Raw genomic sequence first — 16,928 nt, 5'->3', positions numbered from 1 at the left:
AATGCGGGACGCCTCGGCACCCATTACGCACAGACGGGTGCTGAAGATCGCGGTGCCGATCGTGCTGTCCAACGCGACGGTGCCGATTCTGGGCGCGGTAGATACCGGCGTGGTCGGCCAGATGGGGCAGGCCGCCCCGATCGGCGCGGTTGGCATTGGCGCGGTCATTCTGGCCACGATCTACTGGGTGTTCGGCTTTCTGCGCATGGGCACGACCGGATTGGCGGCGCAGGCCCGAGGCGCGGGAGACACGGCCGAAACCGGTGCGCTGCTCATGCGCGGCCTGCTCTTGGGCGGCGCGGCGGGGCTGTTCTTTATCGTGGCGCAGGTGGCGGTGTTCGCAGGGGCCTTCGCGCTGTCGCCCGCCAGCCCCGAGGTCGAGGCGTTGACGCGCAAATACCTCGAGATTCGCATCTGGGGCGCGCCCGCGACCATTGCGCTTTACGCCGTGACGGGCTGGCTGATCGCAGTCGAGCGCACGCGCGGCGTGTTCGTCCTGCAGGTCTGGATGAACGGGCTGAACATCCTGCTGGATTTGTGGTTCGTGCTAAGCTTGGGCTGGGGCGTCGAAGGCGTGGCGGTGGCCACTCTGATCGCCGAATGGACGGGTTTGGCGTTGGGCCTGTGGCTGTGCCGCGATGCGTTCGGGGGCAATCAATGGCGCGATTGGGCGCGGATCTTTGACCCCGCCCGCCTGCGCCGGATGATGCAGGTCAATGGCGACATCATGATCCGGTCGGTCCTGCTGACCGGGTCCTTCACCACCTTTCTGTTCGTTGGCGCCGATCTGGGCGACGTGACGCTGGCCGCCAACCAGGTGCTGCTCCAGTTCCTGGAAATCACCGCCTTTGCACTGGACGGGTTCGCCTTTTCCGCCGAGGCGCTGGTGGGCAGCGCCGTTGGGGCCAAGGACCGATACCAGGTCCGGCGCGCCTCGGTCATGGCGTCGCAATGGGGTGTCGGTGGGGCTCTGCTGCTGGGGGTCACGTTTTTTGTAGCGGGGCCCGCGTTGATCGACCTGATGGCCACCGCGCCCGATGTGCGGGTCGCGGCGCGCGAATACCTGATCTGGGCGGCACTGGCCCCGGTGATCGGCGTTGCCAGCTGGATGTTCGACGGCATCTTTATCGGCGCCACCTGGACCCGCGCCATGCGCACCGCCATGATCCAGTCGGTGGCGATCTATGTGGTGGCGCTGTTCCTGCTGGTGCCGACCATGGGCAATCACGGGCTGTGGGCCGCGCTGATGGTGCTGAACACCGCCCGCGCGGTGACGCTGGGCCTGCGCTACCCCCGGCTGGAGGCGCAGGTGGCCTAGAGCAGGGTCAGCAGGTTCTCGGGCGGGCGGCCGATGGCGGCTTTGTCGGCGGTGATCCCGACGGGGCGTTCGATGAGGATCGGGTTCTCGGCCATGGCCTGAACAAGGGCTTCCTCGGGTGTATCCTTGCTCAGCCCCAGTTCCTTGAACCGCGCCTCGCCCCTGCGCATCATCTCGATCGCCGGGATGCCCAGCCGGGACAGCACCGCTCGCAGCTCATCCGCGCTGGGCGCGTCCTCGAGATATTTGCGAACGGTGACTTCGGCGCCGCGGTCCTGCAGCAGTGCCAGCCCGGCGCGCGATTTTGAACAGCGTGGGTTGTGCCAGTATTCGATCACAGCCAATCCTCTCGTTTGCTGCCGACGGCGTCAGCCACCGACTTGAACCCGTCCCGCGCCAGCAGGGCATCCAGCCCTTGCGCGATCTCGGCCGCCAGTGACAGGCCGCCATAGACCATCGCGGTATAGAACTGCACGGCCGAGGCCCCGGCACAGATCTTGGCATAGGCCTGTTCGGCCGTGCCGATGCCGCCCACGCCAATCAGCGGGATCTGCCCATCGGTCAACTGGCTCAGCCGGGCCAGAACGCGGGTCGATTTCTCGAACAGGGGCGCGCCTGACAATCCGCCGGCCTGATCCTTGTGCGGGCTGCGCAGCCCTGCGCGCGACAAGGTCGTGTTGGTGGCGATGACACCGTCGATGCCCGTGTCACGGGCGACATCGGCGATGTCCCGCAGTTCGTCATCCGTAAGGTCGGGGGCGATCTTCAGAAACACCCGGATCGGCCGCGCCAAGGCTCCGCGGGTTTCCAGCACACCTGCCAGCAGGGCGCTCAGCGCCTCTTTTCCCTGCAGGTCGCGCAGCCTTTCGGTGTTGGGCGACGAGACATTCACCGTGGCGAAATCCAGCCATTGCCCGCAATGGGCCAGCACCTGCGCAAAATCCCGCGCCCGGTCGGTGCTGTCCTTGTTGGCGCCCAGGTTCAGGCCGATCACCGCGTCCTTGGGGCGGTGCGCCAGACGCCGGGCCATCGCCTCCATCCCTTCGTTGTTGAAGCCAAACCGGTTGATGGCGGCGCGGTCCTCGGTCAGTCGGAACAGGCGCGGCTTGGGGTTGCCCGGCTGCGGGCGCGGTGTGACGGCACCCACCTCGATAAACCCAAAGCCCGCGCGTGACAGCGGGCCCAGAACCTCGCCATTTTTGTCGAACCCGGCGGCCAGCCCCACCGGGTTGGGCAGATCCAGCCCGGCCAGTTGCGTGCGCAGGCGCATCGAGGTGACGGGGCCGGGCGCGGGGCTCAGACCCGTTTTCAGTGCCTTGATCGACAGGCCGTGCGCGGTTTCAGGATCCAGGCGATGCAGCGCGGCCAGGGCCAGTTTCTCGGTCAGGTTCATCCGAAGGACGCTCCGGTTGGGGTAGGGGCAGTGCGGATCAGGCGCGAGTCGGCCACCGCTGCCTGCCGGTGAATCACCGCCGCACGATATGCCGGGTCGGTCACCATCTCCAGAAACGCGTGGGCCGAGGGGTAACGGGCGATGAACATCTCGTCCCACGCTTCGCCTTGCGGGCCGATCAGCGTTGTCTGGAACGTGCCGCGCCAGATGATCGAAGCCCCCAGCCGCGCAATGATCGGGGCGGTTTCGGCCCCGTACCCGCGATAGGCTTCGGCGCCGCTCAGCCCCGCGCCGGCCAGGTCGTGGCCTGCGGGATAGACGGCCTTGGCGCGGAACCGCACCAGGTTTAGCATCTCGATCGGGTGATCGCGGTCCAGCGCCTTGAACGCCTCGAACTGGGCGCGGTCGGGGTCGATATGGCCGGTCATTGCATCTCCTTGGGGAAGCGGTGCGCGCCGTTTTCCAGCGGCAGCGGCTTGGCCCAGACCACATCCGCCAGGCGCATGTTGCGATAGAGATGTGGGAACAAGGCCCCGCCGCGCGAGACCTCCCATTTCAGATCATCGCCCATTTTCTGGGCATCGCAGGCCACGAGGGTCAGGTTTTCGGCCCCGACAAAGTGCTTGGCCGCGGTTTCCGCCGCCTGTTCTGCGGTGGAAAAATGAACGAACCCATCCGCCACATCGACCGGCGCGCCCCGGGTTTCGCCCTGTGCCTGCAGAGCCGCCCATTCTTCGGCCCGGAATATCTTGTAGATCAGCATGGCGCCGTGATGCCCCGCGCGCGGGATGGAATCAAGCCGCATTTCCCCCTTTGACTCTTTGTCGCCCTCGGCGCACGATCCTGACAATCAATAACAGGGAGTTTCAAATGATTACCCGTTTCCTGACATCCGTGGCGGCCCTTGGTCTGACTGCAGGCATGGCGGCGGCCGACTACAAGCTGACCATTCTGCACACCAACGACTTCCATTCCCGGTTCGAGCCGATCAACAAATATGACAGTGGCTGTGGCGCCGAGGACAATGCCGAGGGCAAATGCTTCGGCGGTTCGGCGCGACTGGTGACCGCGGTCAACGACGCCCGCGCGCGGGCCGAAAACTCGATCCTCGTGGACGGCGGCGACCAGTTCCAAGGTTCCTTGTTCTATACCTACTACAAGGGCAAAGTCGCGGCCGAGTTCATGAACAAGCTGGGCTATGACGCGATGACCGTGGGCAACCACGAATTCGATGATGGCCCCGAGGTTCTGGCCGGTTTCGTCGATGCGGTCGAATTTCCGATTCTGATGTCGAATGCGAACATCGAGAACGAGGAACTTCTGACTGACCGGATCAAGAAATCGACCGTGATTGAAGTGGGTGGAGAGAAGATTGGCCTGATCGGCCTGACCCCCGAAGACACCGACGAGCTGGCCTCACCCGGTCCGAATGTCGTGTTCTCTGATCCTGTTCCGGCGGTTCAGGCCGAGGTGGACAAGCTGACGGGGGAAGGCATCAACAAGATCATCGTGCTCAGCCATTCGGGCTATGGCGTCGACCAGCGGGTCGCGCAGGAAACCACGGGTGTTGACGTGATCGTGGGCGGACACTCGAACACCTACCTGTCGAACACTTCGGACAAGGCCGCCGGGCCGTACCCGACCGTGGTGAACGGGGTGCAGATCGTTCAGGCCTATGCCTACGGCAAGTTCCTGGGCGAGCTGAACGTGACCTTCGATGACGACGGCAACGTGGTTCAGGCGGTCGGTGAGCCGCTGATCATGGACAACACCGTGACCGAGGATCAGGCTGCCCTGGATCGCATCGCAGAACTGGCCAAGCCGCTGGACGAGATCCGCAACAAGGTCGTGGCCAACGCCGCGGCTCCGATCGAAGGTGACCGGTCGATCTGCCGCGTGCAGGAATGCGAGATGGGTAACCTGGTGGCCGATGCCATGCTGGCGCGGGTCGCCGATCAGGGCGTTAAGATCGCCATCGCCAACTCGGGTGGCTTGCGCGCCTCGATCGACGCGGGCGACGTGACCATGGGCGAGGTGTTGACCGTTCTGCCCTTCCAGAACACGCTCTCGACCTTCGAGATCAGTGGGCAGGGTATCATTGATGCGCTGGAAAACGGCGTCAGCCAGGTAGAAGAGGTCAAGGGTCGCTTCCCGCAGGTGGCAGGGCTGAAATTCACCTGGGATCCGTCGGTTTCCCCCAACGAAGGCCGCGTGACCGAGGTCATGGTGGCCGAGGGTGATGGCTATGTACCAATCGATCCGGCCAAGACCTATCTGGTGGTGACCAACAACTATGTCCGCAACGGTGGCGACGGGTACAAGATGTTCTCTGGCGAGGACAAGAATGCCTACGACTTCGGTCCCGATCTTGCGGATGTGACCGCTGAATACCTTGCGGCCAATGCGCCCTACACGCCCTATCTGGACGGACGTATTCAGCAGAAGTGATTGCTGACACAAAGAAAGAAAAGGCCGCATCCCCGGATGCGGCCTTTTTTGTTGGGTTTCGGCTTAATCGAATTCGTACTCGGGCCACAGTTCGGGGTCGAAACCGTCCAACATGGGCCGGATATAATCCGCAACCTGACGCCAGCCGCCAACCGATTTGGTCGAGATTTTGTTGCGCACTTGGTCGATACTGGCCGTACGCACCTGTTTCTTGTTTTCTTCCGGGTGCATCATGCTTTCGCGCCATTCGATCCCGCAGAATTCTGCAACCTGCTTGCTGTAGGTCTCGGGATCGGCCACCAGTTTTTCGTAGGGCACCGTCAGGATGCGATCACCGAAGATGGCGTCCCAATGCTGCATGTAGCGGCGATACATGTTGGCCGAGTGCGCGATCGAGTTCAGGTTCGATGCGTACCGCATACCGGCCGCGGGAAAACGCCGGATCCATTTCGACAGGCCGACGTCCCGAGGGTCACGCAGCATGTTGATGATCTTGGCGTTGGGGAACGCTGCCAAAAGAAAACCAACCCGCTGGTAGTTGTGCGGCATTTTGTCGACGAAAGCGATCGAGCTCTCGGGGATCGGGGGCATCAACTCGCGGAAATGCTTGGCGAATTCCGCAGCTTCGGCGTCCGAGAATGCCTTTTTTTCGTTCGAGTATGGCGCCGAAAGGTCGGTTGCGAGGGTCAGCTCTCCACATCCCGCGATGTCGGGGGCGGAACTCAGCATCATTTCCATCAAGGTGGTGCCCGACCGAGGCTGTCCGATCACGAAAATCGGCAGGGGCATTTCCTCGATCCCGGAACTTGGGACCGACGCGCTGTCGGGGAACAGGCCGCAGATTCGGCGTAGTTTGCGCTCTTCTTCTTCGAAATCGTATGGGTTTTCGTCGTGCTGCACCCTGTTTGCGACTGCAAACTGCGCGAGGGCGGCCTCCAGCCCACCGATCTTCGATTGAAGCTGTGCCAGCGTGAACTCCAGAGTCGAATTGGGATGTTTCCGCTTTGCGATCGCAGCCTCGACCCGGGGCAACAATGCTTCGGCCTGTTCGGCGTCTACCATCGACGACAATTGGAACAACGCCGATGCGTGATACGGATCCTTGTCCAAAACACGCCACAAAATGTCAGTACAGCCCTTCTTGTCGCCAGCCTGGTGCAGGTCCACCGCTCGGCGGAAGGCGATTTCGATGCTGTCGGGATCCAGCTCGTATGCACGCGCAATATCGGCCGAGGCCGCATCCACGAAGCCGACGCGTCCATAGGCCCTGCTGCGGGTGGACAGCAGCTTGGGGTTGTCTGGATCGGTCATCAGGCGCTTGGTGGCGTTCTCGATGATGCTGCGCCAGTTCTTGCCCTTGAGCGTGATTTCATCGATCACCCGGACGATCTCGCGGTTGCCGGGCATCTTTTCGGCCATCTTTTCGGCATAGGCCAACGCTCGCGCGATCTGGCCGGTCTGCATCAGGGCATTCGCGATGTTTTCGACGAATTGCGGGTCGTCCGGTTTCAGGCGGGCGGCTTCCTGGAAATGCGGCAGCGATTTCTTGTACTGCTTCATCTCGGTCAGAACGAACCCGGCAATCGCGTGGTAGTCCGCGTCATTCGGGAATTTCTTGATGCCGAGCGTAGCTTTCTTCAGAGCCTGAGGAAGCTTGCCGGAGTCCAGATCCGCCACCGCCTTGGCCTTGAGGGAATTTGGTGCTTGATTTGTCATCTGACTGCGCGAGACCCTGTGCCTGATTGAAACTTTTGTTGTTGGTTCATTACCCATGTGCGGACGGTTTGCAATAACTCTTCCCAACGATGCCATGGCGCAGCTGTTTGCTGCGCGGCCATCAAACGCATTGCCGGACGTGCCCAACTACAACATCTGCCCGACAAATCAGGTGCATGTCGTGCGCGCCGGAGAGGGAGGGCGGCAATTGGACCCGCTGCGATGGGGTTTCTTGCCACATTGGTACAAAACCCAAAATGACGGTCCGCTGCTGATCAACGCGCGCGCCGAAACTCTGGCCCAGAAGCCGGCCTTTCGCGCAGCCTGCCGCGATCGGCGTTGTCTGATCGTGGCCACGGGTTTCTACGAATGGACCAAGACACAGGACGGTGCGCGGCTGCCTTGGTACTTTTACCGCAGCGATGGTGCGCCCATCGCCTTTGCCGGGATTTGGCAGAACTGGGGCGAGGGCGAGGCGCGGCAGGCGACCTGCGCGATCGTCACGACCGCAGCCAACGACAATGTGCGTGCGGTGCATCACCGGATGCCGTTGATCATCGAACCGGCGGATTGGGCCTTGTGGCTGGGCGAGGTCGGCAAGGGGGCAGCCCGCCTGATGAAACCCGGCGCCGAGGATGTGTTGCAGTTTCACAGGGTCGGCACGGCCGTAAACTCCAACCGGGCCAGCGGGCCGGACCTTATCGCGCCCGAAGCCGATGAATGACATCAGCGGGGCCTTCTTTTCTTTTGCCATCCTGCGCGCTAAACCCCTGTCATGGCCCTGAAATTCTCAAACCTGCCGCAGCTGTACGCGCATCCGTTCGATACGATCATCGATGTGCGCAGCCCGGCAGAGTTTGCCGAGGACCATCTGCCCGGGGCCATCAACCTCCCGGTTCTGGACAATGAGGAACGCGCATGTGTCGGCACGATCTACGTTCAGCAGAGCCCGTTTCTGGCGCGCAAGCTGGGGGCCGCGTTGGTGTTCCGCAACGCCGCCACCCATATCGAGACGCAACTCAGCCACCACGAGGGCGGTTGGCGACCTCTGGTCTATTGCTGGCGCGGCGGTCAGCGTTCGGGATCCTTCACTTGGATGCTGCAGCAGATCGGCTGGCGAGCCGAGGTGATCGAGGGCGGATACCGCAGCTATCGGCGTCTGGTGAAGCAGTACCTCTACGATGACCCGCTGCCGTTCAAGCTGGTGGCGTTGGATGGCTACACCGGCACTGCAAAAACGGAACTTCTGGCCCAGTTGCAAACGCGCGGGGTGCAGGTTCTGGATCTCGAAGCGTTGGCCAATCACCGCGGTTCGCTGCTGGGCGAGCAACCCGGCGGACAACCCAGCCAGAAAGCGTTCGAATCTGCCTTGGCTTCGGCCATGTGCGCCCTTGATCCGGCACGGCCCGTATTGGTCGAGGCCGAGTCGTCAAAAATCGGTTCGTTGATCCTGCCCCCAGCGGTCTGGCAGAGCCTGTGCCAAGCGCCGCGAATACTTGTCACGGCAGATATCGAGGCGCGAACGGACTATCTGGTCGCTGCCTATGACGACATTCTGTCTGATGCCGAGCGTTTGCGGGACCGCCTGTCGCCGCTGCGGTTTCACCGGGGGCATGATGTCGTGGATGCGTGGATGGCTCAGATTGCCGAGGGCAACAAGACGGCCCTGACGCGCGCCTTGATGGAGCAGCACTATGACCCGGCTTACGAAAAGTCGCGGAGAAACCACCAGTTTGATGTGATCGCGCGCGTGCATGCCGCGTCCTTGACCACGGACGGGCTGGATCAGGTCGCGTCGGAAATCGAAGGGGTTGTGGTTCAGCTCTGAAGGCGCAGGCCGGGTGTGTCGCTCAATACTCCGATGACTGCAGCCGGGTAACCAGCGGCACGCAAATGGTCGCAGATTTTTCGTGCGTCGTCGGCCGAAACGGCAGCCAGCAACCCACCTGCGGTTTGAGGATCGAACAGCAGATCGGCCTTGCCGCCGATTGGAACTTCGGGCGCGATGGAACGATTGTCGTTGAACAAGCTGGACCGGAGCCCTTGCTGGCTAAGCTCCAGGGCACCCGCCATGACCGGGACTGCGTCGAGGTTCAGGACTGCGCCGCAGTTGGATGCCTCGCACAGTCCAACGAGATGCCCGGCCAGTCCGAACCCGGTGACGTCGGTCATGGCATGGGCCTGGGCCAGAATGCGTGCGGCGTCACCCTGCGGCTGCGTTATGTGGTCATAGGCGGCCACTACCCACTCGCCGTTGGCTTGCCCAGCCATTTCCGCGGCCATCAGGACTCCGCTGCCAATCGGTTTGGTCAGGATCAACACATCACCGGGCCGCCCGCCGGACAGGGTGATCGGATCAGACTGGCACAAACCTGTGATGGTGAAGCCGATGGTAAGCTCATCGCCCATCGAGCTATGGCCGCCGACGATCTCAGCCCCGGCGCCGCGCATGACTTCGGTCGCGGTTTGCATGATTTCAGCCATGGTGCGGTGTTGCAGCTGGGAGGACATGCGCGGCAGGATCAGTGTGGCCGTCGCGGCCTGTGGGGTCGCACCCATCGCCCAGATGTCCCCCAGTGCGTGAATGGCCGCGATGCGGGTCATCAGAACAGGGTCCGGAACGACACTGCGCAAATGATCTGACGTCAGCACCTGCCGGACGCCTCCAAAGGTCAACACCGCTGCATCATCGCCGGGCAGGGGTGTGATATCTGGACGGTCGGATCGCTGTACCGCGGATAGCGCGGCCTGCAAGGCGCCGCGACCTACCTTGGCGCCGCAACCGCCGCACATGGGCTTGTCGCCCAGAGCATCGCGCAGTCCATCCGCATGGTGACGGGGAATTGCGGGGGCTGACATCTGGGGCAGCTCACGAAAGCGACGCATGAACTTCTGGTCGATATGGTTTTTCCACCGCCACATCACAGGTCCGCTGAATGACGTCCCAAAGCGCTCGGCCAGTGCCGAGCGTTCCCCCAGCGAGACCAGCTTCAGGTAATCCTTCTGCGGCTTGTACCGGCGCATGGTTCCAGCCCCGAGAGCTGCGCGCAGGTTGTTGAAGAGAACGGGAGCCTCTCGTACGGCAAAGACGCCAGCCTTGGGGCGCGGCGTGTCATCCAGATGAGCGCAGTCGCCGACTGCGAAGACCGATGGATCGCTGGACTGCAAATACCCGTTCACTCGGATAAAGCCGTCTTGCAGGTCCAGTCCGGTCAGACCGATCCAGTCATAGGGGCGGGCGCCCGCCGCGCCAGTTGTGAAATCGGCCGTGATGTGACGCCCATCGGTCAGTTGCACGCCTTCGGGTGTGATTTGCGCAATTTTGGCCTGTTCGATGCAATCGATGCCAAGCTGTTCCATCGCCCGCCGAATGGTCTGGGCGGCCTTGGGGTTTATCGCGGTCAGAATTTGCGCCTTGTCGATCAGAGTGACCGTTGCTTGCCGACCCTTGGCGCGCAGAGCATGGGCCATGGCCATCGCCAGTTCGACGCCCGCTACACCGCCGCCAATGACCGCCACCGAAGCGGGGTCGGTTGTCTCCAGGTACTGGGCCCATTTTGCGGCAAAGGGACCAAGAGGTTTTGCAGGGATGGCATGTTCCGTGAACCCGGGCAAAGACGGCATGTCCGATGTGATTCCGACATTGATTGAGGCGACATCGAAAGCGACATCAGGGTGATCGGCCACATTCAACAGCCGCCGGTTCAGGTCCAGGCCGATCGCGGCACCCAGAATGATCCGGGCCCCCGCAAACCGTGCCAGCCGGATAAGATCGATGTCCAGGTCGCGGCGCGCGTAGTGCCCCGCGACATATCCGGGCAACATCCCGGAATAGGGCGCGGTCGGGCCAGGATTGATCACGGTCAACCGCGCGCCGGGTAGGGGGTTCATCCCCCATTTCCGAAGGAAAAGCGCGTGCGTATGACCTCCGCCCACCAGAACCAGATCGCGGGTAAGTGGCAACGAAGGTGTTTTCATGAAGTCAGTTCGCGCTGTGATCCGGGACGTCTTCGACCTGCTCGACCGCGTGGGTGGCCCAGAGCTTGTCTTCGCCCGCGTCCGGCAGATCTTCGGGGGCTTCATGGCGATGAATGTGCCACTTGGCAATGAACAGAGCCGTGATCGGAGCCGTCAGAAACAGGAACAGCGTGATCAGCAGTTCATGCATGGAAAGGCGCTGCTCGATCAGGATCGAATGAAAGATCGAGGCCAGCAACACACCGCCCACGCCCAGCGTGGTGGCTTTGGTCGGGGCGTGCAGCCGCGACATCGGATCCTTCAGCTTGATCATGCCGAATGACCCGACAAAGCCGAAAATCCCTGAAACGATCAGGAAAAATGCAATCAGAAGCTCGAAGATGAATTCCATGGCGGCCTCACTCGATGATGTTGCCGCGCAGCATAAAGCGCGCATAGGCCACGGTCGAAACAAAGCCCAGCATGGCAATGATCATGGCGGCTTCGAAAAAGATCTCGGTGCCCAGATGCAGGCCGTACAGGATCATTAGGGCGATGGTGTTGATCACCATCGTATCAAGGGCGAGCACTCGCGTCCCCACACCATCGGCGGTGATGATCCGCCACAGGCACATCATGATCGCGGCCCCAAAGCAGGCAAAGGCAAAATAGATTGCATATTCGATCATTCGAAAATCTCCTTCAGGCGGCGCTCGTAACGCTGCTTGATCTGGTCTCGTACCGCGCCCGGATCCGGAGCGTCCAGGCAATGGACCAGCAGACAATGCCCTTGGGCCGAGAGGTCGCAACTGACGGTGCCCGGAGTCATGGTGATGGTTCCAGCCAGTACCGTAATCGCTTCGGGTGTGCGCAGTTCCAGCGGGATTGAGATCCAGTTCGGCTGTCTGTCCGCGTCGCGTTTGAACAGGATGATGCGTGCCACGGTCACGTTGGCCACCACGATGTCCCACAGAACTACGATCATGTACTCAACGACCATGGGCCAGTTCCGCAGGACGGGCCGGTCGGGCCAGTAGGGTTGGGTGATGAAGGGAATGATGATCCCCAGAAGCAATCCAAACACCAACGAGTTCAGTGAGGGCGCGTTGGCCAACAGCACCCAGACCAGAGTCAGCAGGAAGCTCAGATGCGGGTGGGGGAATATCCGGCGCAGCAGTTTCATCAGTCTTCCCTTCCCAATACGGCCGAGATGTACTGTTCCGGCGCAAACAGTTGCGCGGCGGTCTTGCGAGTGTAGTCCAGCGAGGGCCCGGCGAACAGGGTCAGCAGGACGAGGCCCAGAACCACTCCGAACACCGAGGTGAACGCCAGCCCCGGCTGCGGTTCAGGCGCGGGCCGGTGCGGCGGTTCATTATCGTTGGTGGCCTCGGTTTCGGGTTCCGGGTCGATCTGGGTGCTGGCGTCATAGCTTTTCCAGAAGATCAGGGATCCGGCGCGGGCCAGACCTACGATGGTGACAAAGGATCCGATCAGAACGACCGCCCAGACCGCAGTGGCATCCGGCGCATACCAAGACGCATCCAGCACCAGAAGCTTGCCGATGAACCCCGACAAAGGCGGCATGCCCGCCATCGCTATGGCTCCAACGAAGAACAGCGCCGAGATCAGTCCGCTTTGCGGCATCGGCGGGCGGGGCGCAATGGCCCCTCCACGACGTTCCATCACCAGATCGGCCACCAGGAACAGCAGCGCGGTCGCAAGTGTTGAATGGTAGACGTAATACAGAGCGGCGGCTGTGGCCGTCTCGGTGAACAAGGAAATAGCCACCAGCAGCGTTCCCATCGAGGCGATGGCGCAAAACGCAACCATGCGCGCGATGTGCCGCGTGCCTAGAATACCGATCGAGCCGATGGCAAGGGTCACCAGCGCGGCAGGTTGTAGCCAGTCACCAACCAGTCCTTCGGTGACGGCAACATCCGGGCCGAATGCCAAAGTATAGACCCGCAGGATCGAATAGGCCCCCACCTTGGTCATGATCGCAAACAGCGCGGCAACTGGCAGCGGCGCGTTGGCATAGCTGGCCGGCAGCCAGAAATGCAGCGGCAGGACAGCGGCCTTGATGCAGAAGACCAGCAGCAGAAGAACCGCACCCACGCGCAACAGGGCGGTGTCTTCGGCCGGAATTTCCGCGACGCGCACAGCCAGGTCGGCCATGTTCAGGGTACCGGTAACCGAATAGATCGTGCCCAATGCAAACAGGAACAGAGTTGACCCCAAGAGGTTGTAGGTGACGTATTGCACCCCGGCCTTCAGGCGTACCGCGCCGCCGCCATGGGTCATCAGGCCGTAGGAGGCGATCAACAACACCTCAAAAAATACGAACAGGTTGAAAGCGTCCCCGGTCAGGAAGGCGCCGCAGACACCCATAAGCTGGAATTGGAACAACGGGTGAAAGTGATTGCCGCGTTCGTCCCAACCGGACGCGATGGCGTACAGCACGACAGGCAAGGCTAGCAACGCCGTCAGCAGCACCATCATCGCGGACAGTCGGTCAAGGACCAGAACAATGCCAAACGGGGCTGGCCAATCGCCCAGTTCGTAGACATGAATCTCGCCGCCCGCCGCCTGCGCAGTGATGGTCAGCGCGATGCCGAGCAAGCCCACCACACCGGCGACTGAAAAGATACGCTGCAGGTCCAGATGGTACCGCAGAACCATGATGATGAAGGGGGCCAGGATCGCGGGCAGGACGATCGGCGCAACGATCCAGTGGTTCATGCGTCTTCTCCTGCGTCATCCACGCTGTCCTGCGCGGCCATGTCTATATGGTCATCCTTCGAAGACAGGTAGGCGCCCAATGCGATCATCACGATCACAGCTGTCATCCCGAACGAGATCACAATCGCCGTCAGAACAAGGGCCTGCGGCAATGGATCGGTATAGGGAACCTCTTCGTATTTGTTCAGAACTGCAGGCGCGTTCACGGCCAGCCGTCCCGTGGCGAACAGGAACACGTTGACCGCATAGGTCAGCAGAGACAGGCCCAGGATGACCGGAAAGGTCCGACGGCGCAGGATCAGAAAGATCCCTGCGGCGGTCAGAACGCCAACGGCCGATGCGACGAGTGCTTCCATCAGCCCTGCTCCTTCGCTTTTTCTTGCTCTTCGGCCAGATCATCCCGCAACGGGTTGATGTCCATCGGGAATTCCTGTGCCATGCCCGGCCGCCACGCAAAGCGCGACAGGCTGTCCAGCGCCAACATCACGGCGCCCAGAACGGCAAGGAACACGCCTGTGTCGAACAGCATGGCCGTGGCCCATTCGAACTCTTCCAGCGGCGGCCAATGCAGATAGCCGAAATCGCTGGTCAGGAAGGGCCGCTCGTTGAACCAGGCGCCCAAACCCGTGGCCGCAGCGATCAGAACACCCCAGCCGATGGTGCCATGGTAGTAGAACCGCTGCCGCTCGATCGCCCAGGTATAGCCGCTGGCCATGTACTGCATCAGGAAGGCGATCGCGACCACCAGACCGGCGATGAACCCGCCTCCGGGCTGGTTATGCCCCCGGAAGAAGATGTAGGCGCCTACCATCAGGGCGATCGGCATCATCACGCGCGTTGCAACAACCATCATCAGCGGATGAGAGTCGCCCGACTGGGGCCAGTGAGGTTTGCGGTTCAGCAGGTAGGCGCGGACACTGGTGCCCAGCACGGCCTCGGTCAGGGCAAAGATGATCAAGGCCGCGATCCCCAGCACGATGATCTCGCCGAAGGTATCAAATCCCCGGAAGTCCACCAGGATCACGTTGACCACGTTGGTGCCTCCGCCACCCTTGTAGGAATTGGCCAGGTGGAACTCCGAAATCGTCGGGAAGGCGAAATCGCGCAGCATGAGCGCATAGATCAAGCCCCCGGCGCCGATACCGGCCACTACCGAAATGGCGGCATCACGCCAACGCCGTGCCGCGCTGCTGTCCCATGGGGTCTCGGTCGGCAGGAAATTCAGCGACAGCAGCAGCAGTATCATCGTGACGACTTCGACCGAGATCTGCGTCAGGGCCAGATCAGGCGCGGACAGATAGTTGAAGGCCATCGACACGATCAGGCCGACGACACCGATCAGAACCAGAGACAGCAGCCGGTTGCGGTGGAACCACATGATGCCCATCGTCGCCACGATCAGGCACAGCCAGCCGATGATCGGAATGATCGGAGCCGGCAGCGGAACCCGCGTTTCCACGCCAATCGTGCCGGTCGAATAGGCATAGTATCCAAGGCCGACCGTAAAGGCGATCAGGATGATCGCATAGCGGCTGATGACACCGTTGTGCAGCTCGTCCGTGATCCACCGGCTGGCGGCGGTCAATCCGTCGATCACGGCGTCGAAGATGGTCTTGGCCTCGGGGCGGGGCAGGATATTCCAGACCTGCTCGCCGCGGCGGTGCAAAGCCAACAGGAAGAGGCCGCCAAAAGTTGCGACGATCGACATGTACAAGGCAGGCGTGAACCCGTGCCACAGCTTCAGTGAGTAATAGGGCAGCTTCTCGCCGCCGATCACTGCGGAAGACACAACCGCAACCAAGGGGCCGACGATGGCGGCCGAGTTCAGGCCGATCAGCACGACCAGCACAACCAGGAATGCCGGAGCCAGCCACAGCCCCACCGGCGGGTCATGCGGGTGCGCAGGGTAATCCTCGCGTTCAGGGCCCAGGAAGACGTGGGACACGAACCGGAAGGAATATGCGGCAGAGAAGATCGCGGCTACCAGGGCAAGGGCTGGCACCAGATAGTGCGAGTTTCGCCAGACCGTGTGCACGGTTTCTTCCAGCATCATTTCCTTCGACAGGAATCCGTTCAAAGGTGGAATCCCTGCCATGGACAATGCGGCGATTGTTCCAATCGAAAAGGTGATCGGCATCAAATGGCGCAGGCCGCCCAGGCGCTTGATGTCCCGGGTGCCGGTTTCGTGGTCCACGATCCCGGCGGTCATGAACAGGGCGGCCTTGAAGGTGGCGTGGTTGATGATGTGAAAGATGGCGGCCACGACCGCGATCTTGGTGCCAAAGCCCAGCAGCATCGTGACCAGCCCCAGATGCGACACCGTCGAAAAGGCCAGCAACGCCTTGAGGTCATCCTTGAACAGCGCGATCACCGCGCCGATCAGCATGGTCACCAGGCCGGTGGTGGCGACGATGTAGAACCACGCCTCGGTTCCGGCCAGAACCGGCCACATGCGCGCCATCAGAAACAGGCCAGCCTTCACCATCGTGGCCGAGTGCAGATAGGCCGAAACCGGCGTTGGAGCGGCCATTGCATGCGGCAGCCAGAAATGGAACGGGAACTGGGCCGACTTGGTGAAACATCCCAGCAGGATCAGTATCAACGCCGGCAGGTAGTAGGGCGAAGACTGGATCAGTTCGCGGTTCTGGAGGATCACGCTCAGGTCATAGGACCCCACGATATTGCCGAGGATCAGCATCCCCGCGATCATCGCCAGCCCGCCGGACCCGGTGACCGCCAGCGCCATCCGCGCGCCCTGGCGGCCTTCGGGCAGGTGTTTCCAATAGCCGATGAGCAAGAACGAACTGAGCGAGGTCAATTCCCAGAAAATCAGCAAAAGCAGTATGTTGTCGGACAGAACGATACCGACCATCGCGCCCTGGAACAGCAGGAGATAGGTATAGAATTGCCCCATTGGGTCTTCACGCGACAGGTAGAACCGCGCGTACAGGATGATCAGCAGACCAATGCCGAGGATCAGCAGCGCGAACAGAAATCCCAGCCCGTCCAGCATGAAATTGGCGTTCAACCCCAGCCCCGGAATCCAGTCGAACCGCGCGGTGACCACCGTGCCGTTCATGACGTCCGGGATATGAATCAGCAGCCCCATCAAGGCCAGAAACGTGGTCAATCCCGCCGCCGATGCGGCTGCGTTGCGCCCGGCGCGGATTAGCAGGGCGGGAAAGACAGCTCCGAGGAAGGGAAGGGCCGCGATAAGGAATAGGGACAAGTGCGATACTCCAGGCTGAGCGGTCAGGGTGCTGTTGATTTTGTAAGGATAATTTATTGACTGTCCAGCTATTGCAAGTTTTTCACCTTGCACTACTCCCCGCGATTTTTCAGCCAAAGCCTGCGCGA

At 61.8% G+C, this 16,928-nt stretch carries 16 protein-coding genes; 4 read left to right on the top strand and 12 right to left on the bottom strand.

Going from position 1 to position 16,928, the window contains the following annotated elements; all coding sequences use genetic code 11:
- Nucleotide 1 precedes the first annotated feature (1 nt).
- Nucleotides 2-1,318, top strand: coding sequence for an MATE family efflux transporter (locus ACR0NY_RS05785; protein ID WP_170368761.1), 1,317 nt, complete (start codon nt 2-4; stop codon nt 1,316-1,318).
- Here the strand turns inward: ACR0NY_RS05785 and arsC are convergent.
- The 4 genes from arsC to ACR0NY_RS05765 are packed head-to-tail and all read right to left on the bottom strand — an operon-like array spanning nt 1,315 to nt 3,474.
- Nucleotides 1,315-1,656, bottom strand: coding sequence for an arsenate reductase (glutaredoxin) (gene arsC / locus ACR0NY_RS05780; protein WP_170368760.1), 342 nt, complete (start codon nt 1,654-1,656; stop codon nt 1,315-1,317). The genes ACR0NY_RS05785 and arsC overlap by 4 nt on opposite strands.
- On the bottom strand, nt 1,653-2,711 hold the full coding sequence (locus tag ACR0NY_RS05775) for a quinone-dependent dihydroorotate dehydrogenase (RefSeq protein ID WP_093962625.1): 1,059 nt from the start codon (nt 2,709-2,711) through the stop codon (nt 1,653-1,655). Before ACR0NY_RS05775 ends, arsC begins: the two co-directional genes overlap by 4 nt.
- Nucleotides 2,708-3,139: a DUF1330 domain-containing protein gene (locus ACR0NY_RS05770; RefSeq protein ID WP_170368759.1), complete on the bottom strand. Its 432-nt coding sequence runs from the start codon at nt 3,137-3,139 to the stop codon at nt 2,708-2,710. Before ACR0NY_RS05770 ends, ACR0NY_RS05775 begins: the two co-directional genes overlap by 4 nt.
- Entirely contained in the window at nt 3,136-3,474 is a 339-nt protein-coding gene (locus ACR0NY_RS05765) for a DUF952 domain-containing protein (protein WP_170368928.1), read from the bottom strand. The genes ACR0NY_RS05770 and ACR0NY_RS05765 overlap by 4 nt, the downstream gene beginning before the upstream one ends.
- A 107-nt stretch (nt 3,475-3,581) precedes the next feature.
- On the opposite strand from ACR0NY_RS05765, the gene ACR0NY_RS05760 reads away from it, so the two are divergent.
- On the top strand, nt 3,582-5,159 hold the full coding sequence (locus ACR0NY_RS05760) for a bifunctional metallophosphatase/5'-nucleotidase (protein ID WP_170368758.1): 1,578 nt from the start codon (nt 3,582-3,584) through the stop codon (nt 5,157-5,159).
- A gap of 63 nt (nt 5,160-5,222) precedes the next feature.
- Here the strand turns inward: ACR0NY_RS05760 and ACR0NY_RS05755 are convergent, their stop codons facing one another.
- Entirely contained in the window at nt 5,223-6,875 is a 1,653-nt protein-coding gene (locus ACR0NY_RS05755) for a tetratricopeptide repeat-containing sulfotransferase family protein (RefSeq protein ID WP_170337682.1), read from the bottom strand.
- 55 nt (nt 6,876-6,930) lie between these two features.
- On the opposite strand from ACR0NY_RS05755, the gene ACR0NY_RS05750 reads away from it, so the two are divergent.
- Nucleotides 6,931-7,599, top strand: a complete 669-nt coding sequence (locus ACR0NY_RS05750; RefSeq protein WP_170368757.1) for an SOS response-associated peptidase — start codon at nt 6,931-6,933, stop codon at nt 7,597-7,599.
- A gap of 51 nt (nt 7,600-7,650) precedes the next feature.
- Nucleotides 7,651-8,703: a tRNA 2-selenouridine(34) synthase MnmH gene (gene mnmH / locus ACR0NY_RS05745; protein WP_170337686.1), complete on the top strand. Its 1,053-nt coding sequence runs from the start codon at nt 7,651-7,653 to the stop codon at nt 8,701-8,703.
- Here the strand turns inward: mnmH and selD are convergent.
- The 7 genes from selD to ACR0NY_RS05710 are packed head-to-tail and all read right to left on the bottom strand — an operon-like array spanning nt 8,694 to nt 16,800.
- Nucleotides 8,694-10,853, bottom strand: a complete 2,160-nt coding sequence (gene selD, locus ACR0NY_RS05740; protein WP_170368756.1) for a selenide, water dikinase SelD — start codon at nt 10,851-10,853, stop codon at nt 8,694-8,696. The two genes, mnmH and selD, sit on opposite strands and share 10 nt — an antisense overlap.
- Before the next feature lie 4 nt (nt 10,854-10,857).
- On the bottom strand, nt 10,858-11,244 hold the full coding sequence (locus tag ACR0NY_RS05735) for a Na+/H+ antiporter subunit G (protein WP_093962618.1): 387 nt from the start codon (nt 11,242-11,244) through the stop codon (nt 10,858-10,860).
- Between the two features lie 7 nt (nt 11,245-11,251).
- Nucleotides 11,252-11,521, bottom strand: a complete 270-nt coding sequence (locus ACR0NY_RS05730; protein WP_093962617.1) for a K+/H+ antiporter subunit F — start codon at nt 11,519-11,521, stop codon at nt 11,252-11,254.
- The gene (locus ACR0NY_RS05725; RefSeq protein ID WP_093962616.1) at nt 11,518-12,015 is read right to left on the bottom strand and encodes a Na+/H+ antiporter subunit E; all 498 of its coding nucleotides are present in this window, start codon (nt 12,013-12,015) and stop codon (nt 11,518-11,520) included. Before ACR0NY_RS05725 ends, ACR0NY_RS05730 begins: the two co-directional genes overlap by 4 nt.
- The gene (locus tag ACR0NY_RS05720; protein WP_170368755.1) at nt 12,015-13,571 is read right to left on the bottom strand and encodes a monovalent cation/H+ antiporter subunit D; all 1,557 of its coding nucleotides are present in this window, start codon (nt 13,569-13,571) and stop codon (nt 12,015-12,017) included. Before ACR0NY_RS05720 ends, ACR0NY_RS05725 begins: the two co-directional genes overlap by 1 nt.
- Nucleotides 13,568-13,927: a Na+/H+ antiporter subunit C gene (locus ACR0NY_RS05715; RefSeq protein WP_170337694.1), complete on the bottom strand. Its 360-nt coding sequence runs from the start codon at nt 13,925-13,927 to the stop codon at nt 13,568-13,570. Before ACR0NY_RS05715 ends, ACR0NY_RS05720 begins: the two co-directional genes overlap by 4 nt.
- Nucleotides 13,927-16,800 (bottom strand): monovalent cation/H+ antiporter subunit A, encoded by a 2,874-nt coding sequence (locus ACR0NY_RS05710; protein ID WP_170368754.1) that lies wholly within the window; start codon nt 16,798-16,800, stop codon nt 13,927-13,929. Before ACR0NY_RS05710 ends, ACR0NY_RS05715 begins: the two co-directional genes overlap by 1 nt.
- Nucleotides 16,801-16,928: the final 128 nt, after the last annotated feature.

This window comes from Ruegeria sp. BJ5, assembly GCF_056537865.1.
The sequence above is the reverse complement of the archived record's forward strand: the minus strand, read 5'-3'. Positions and strand labels throughout refer to the sequence as shown.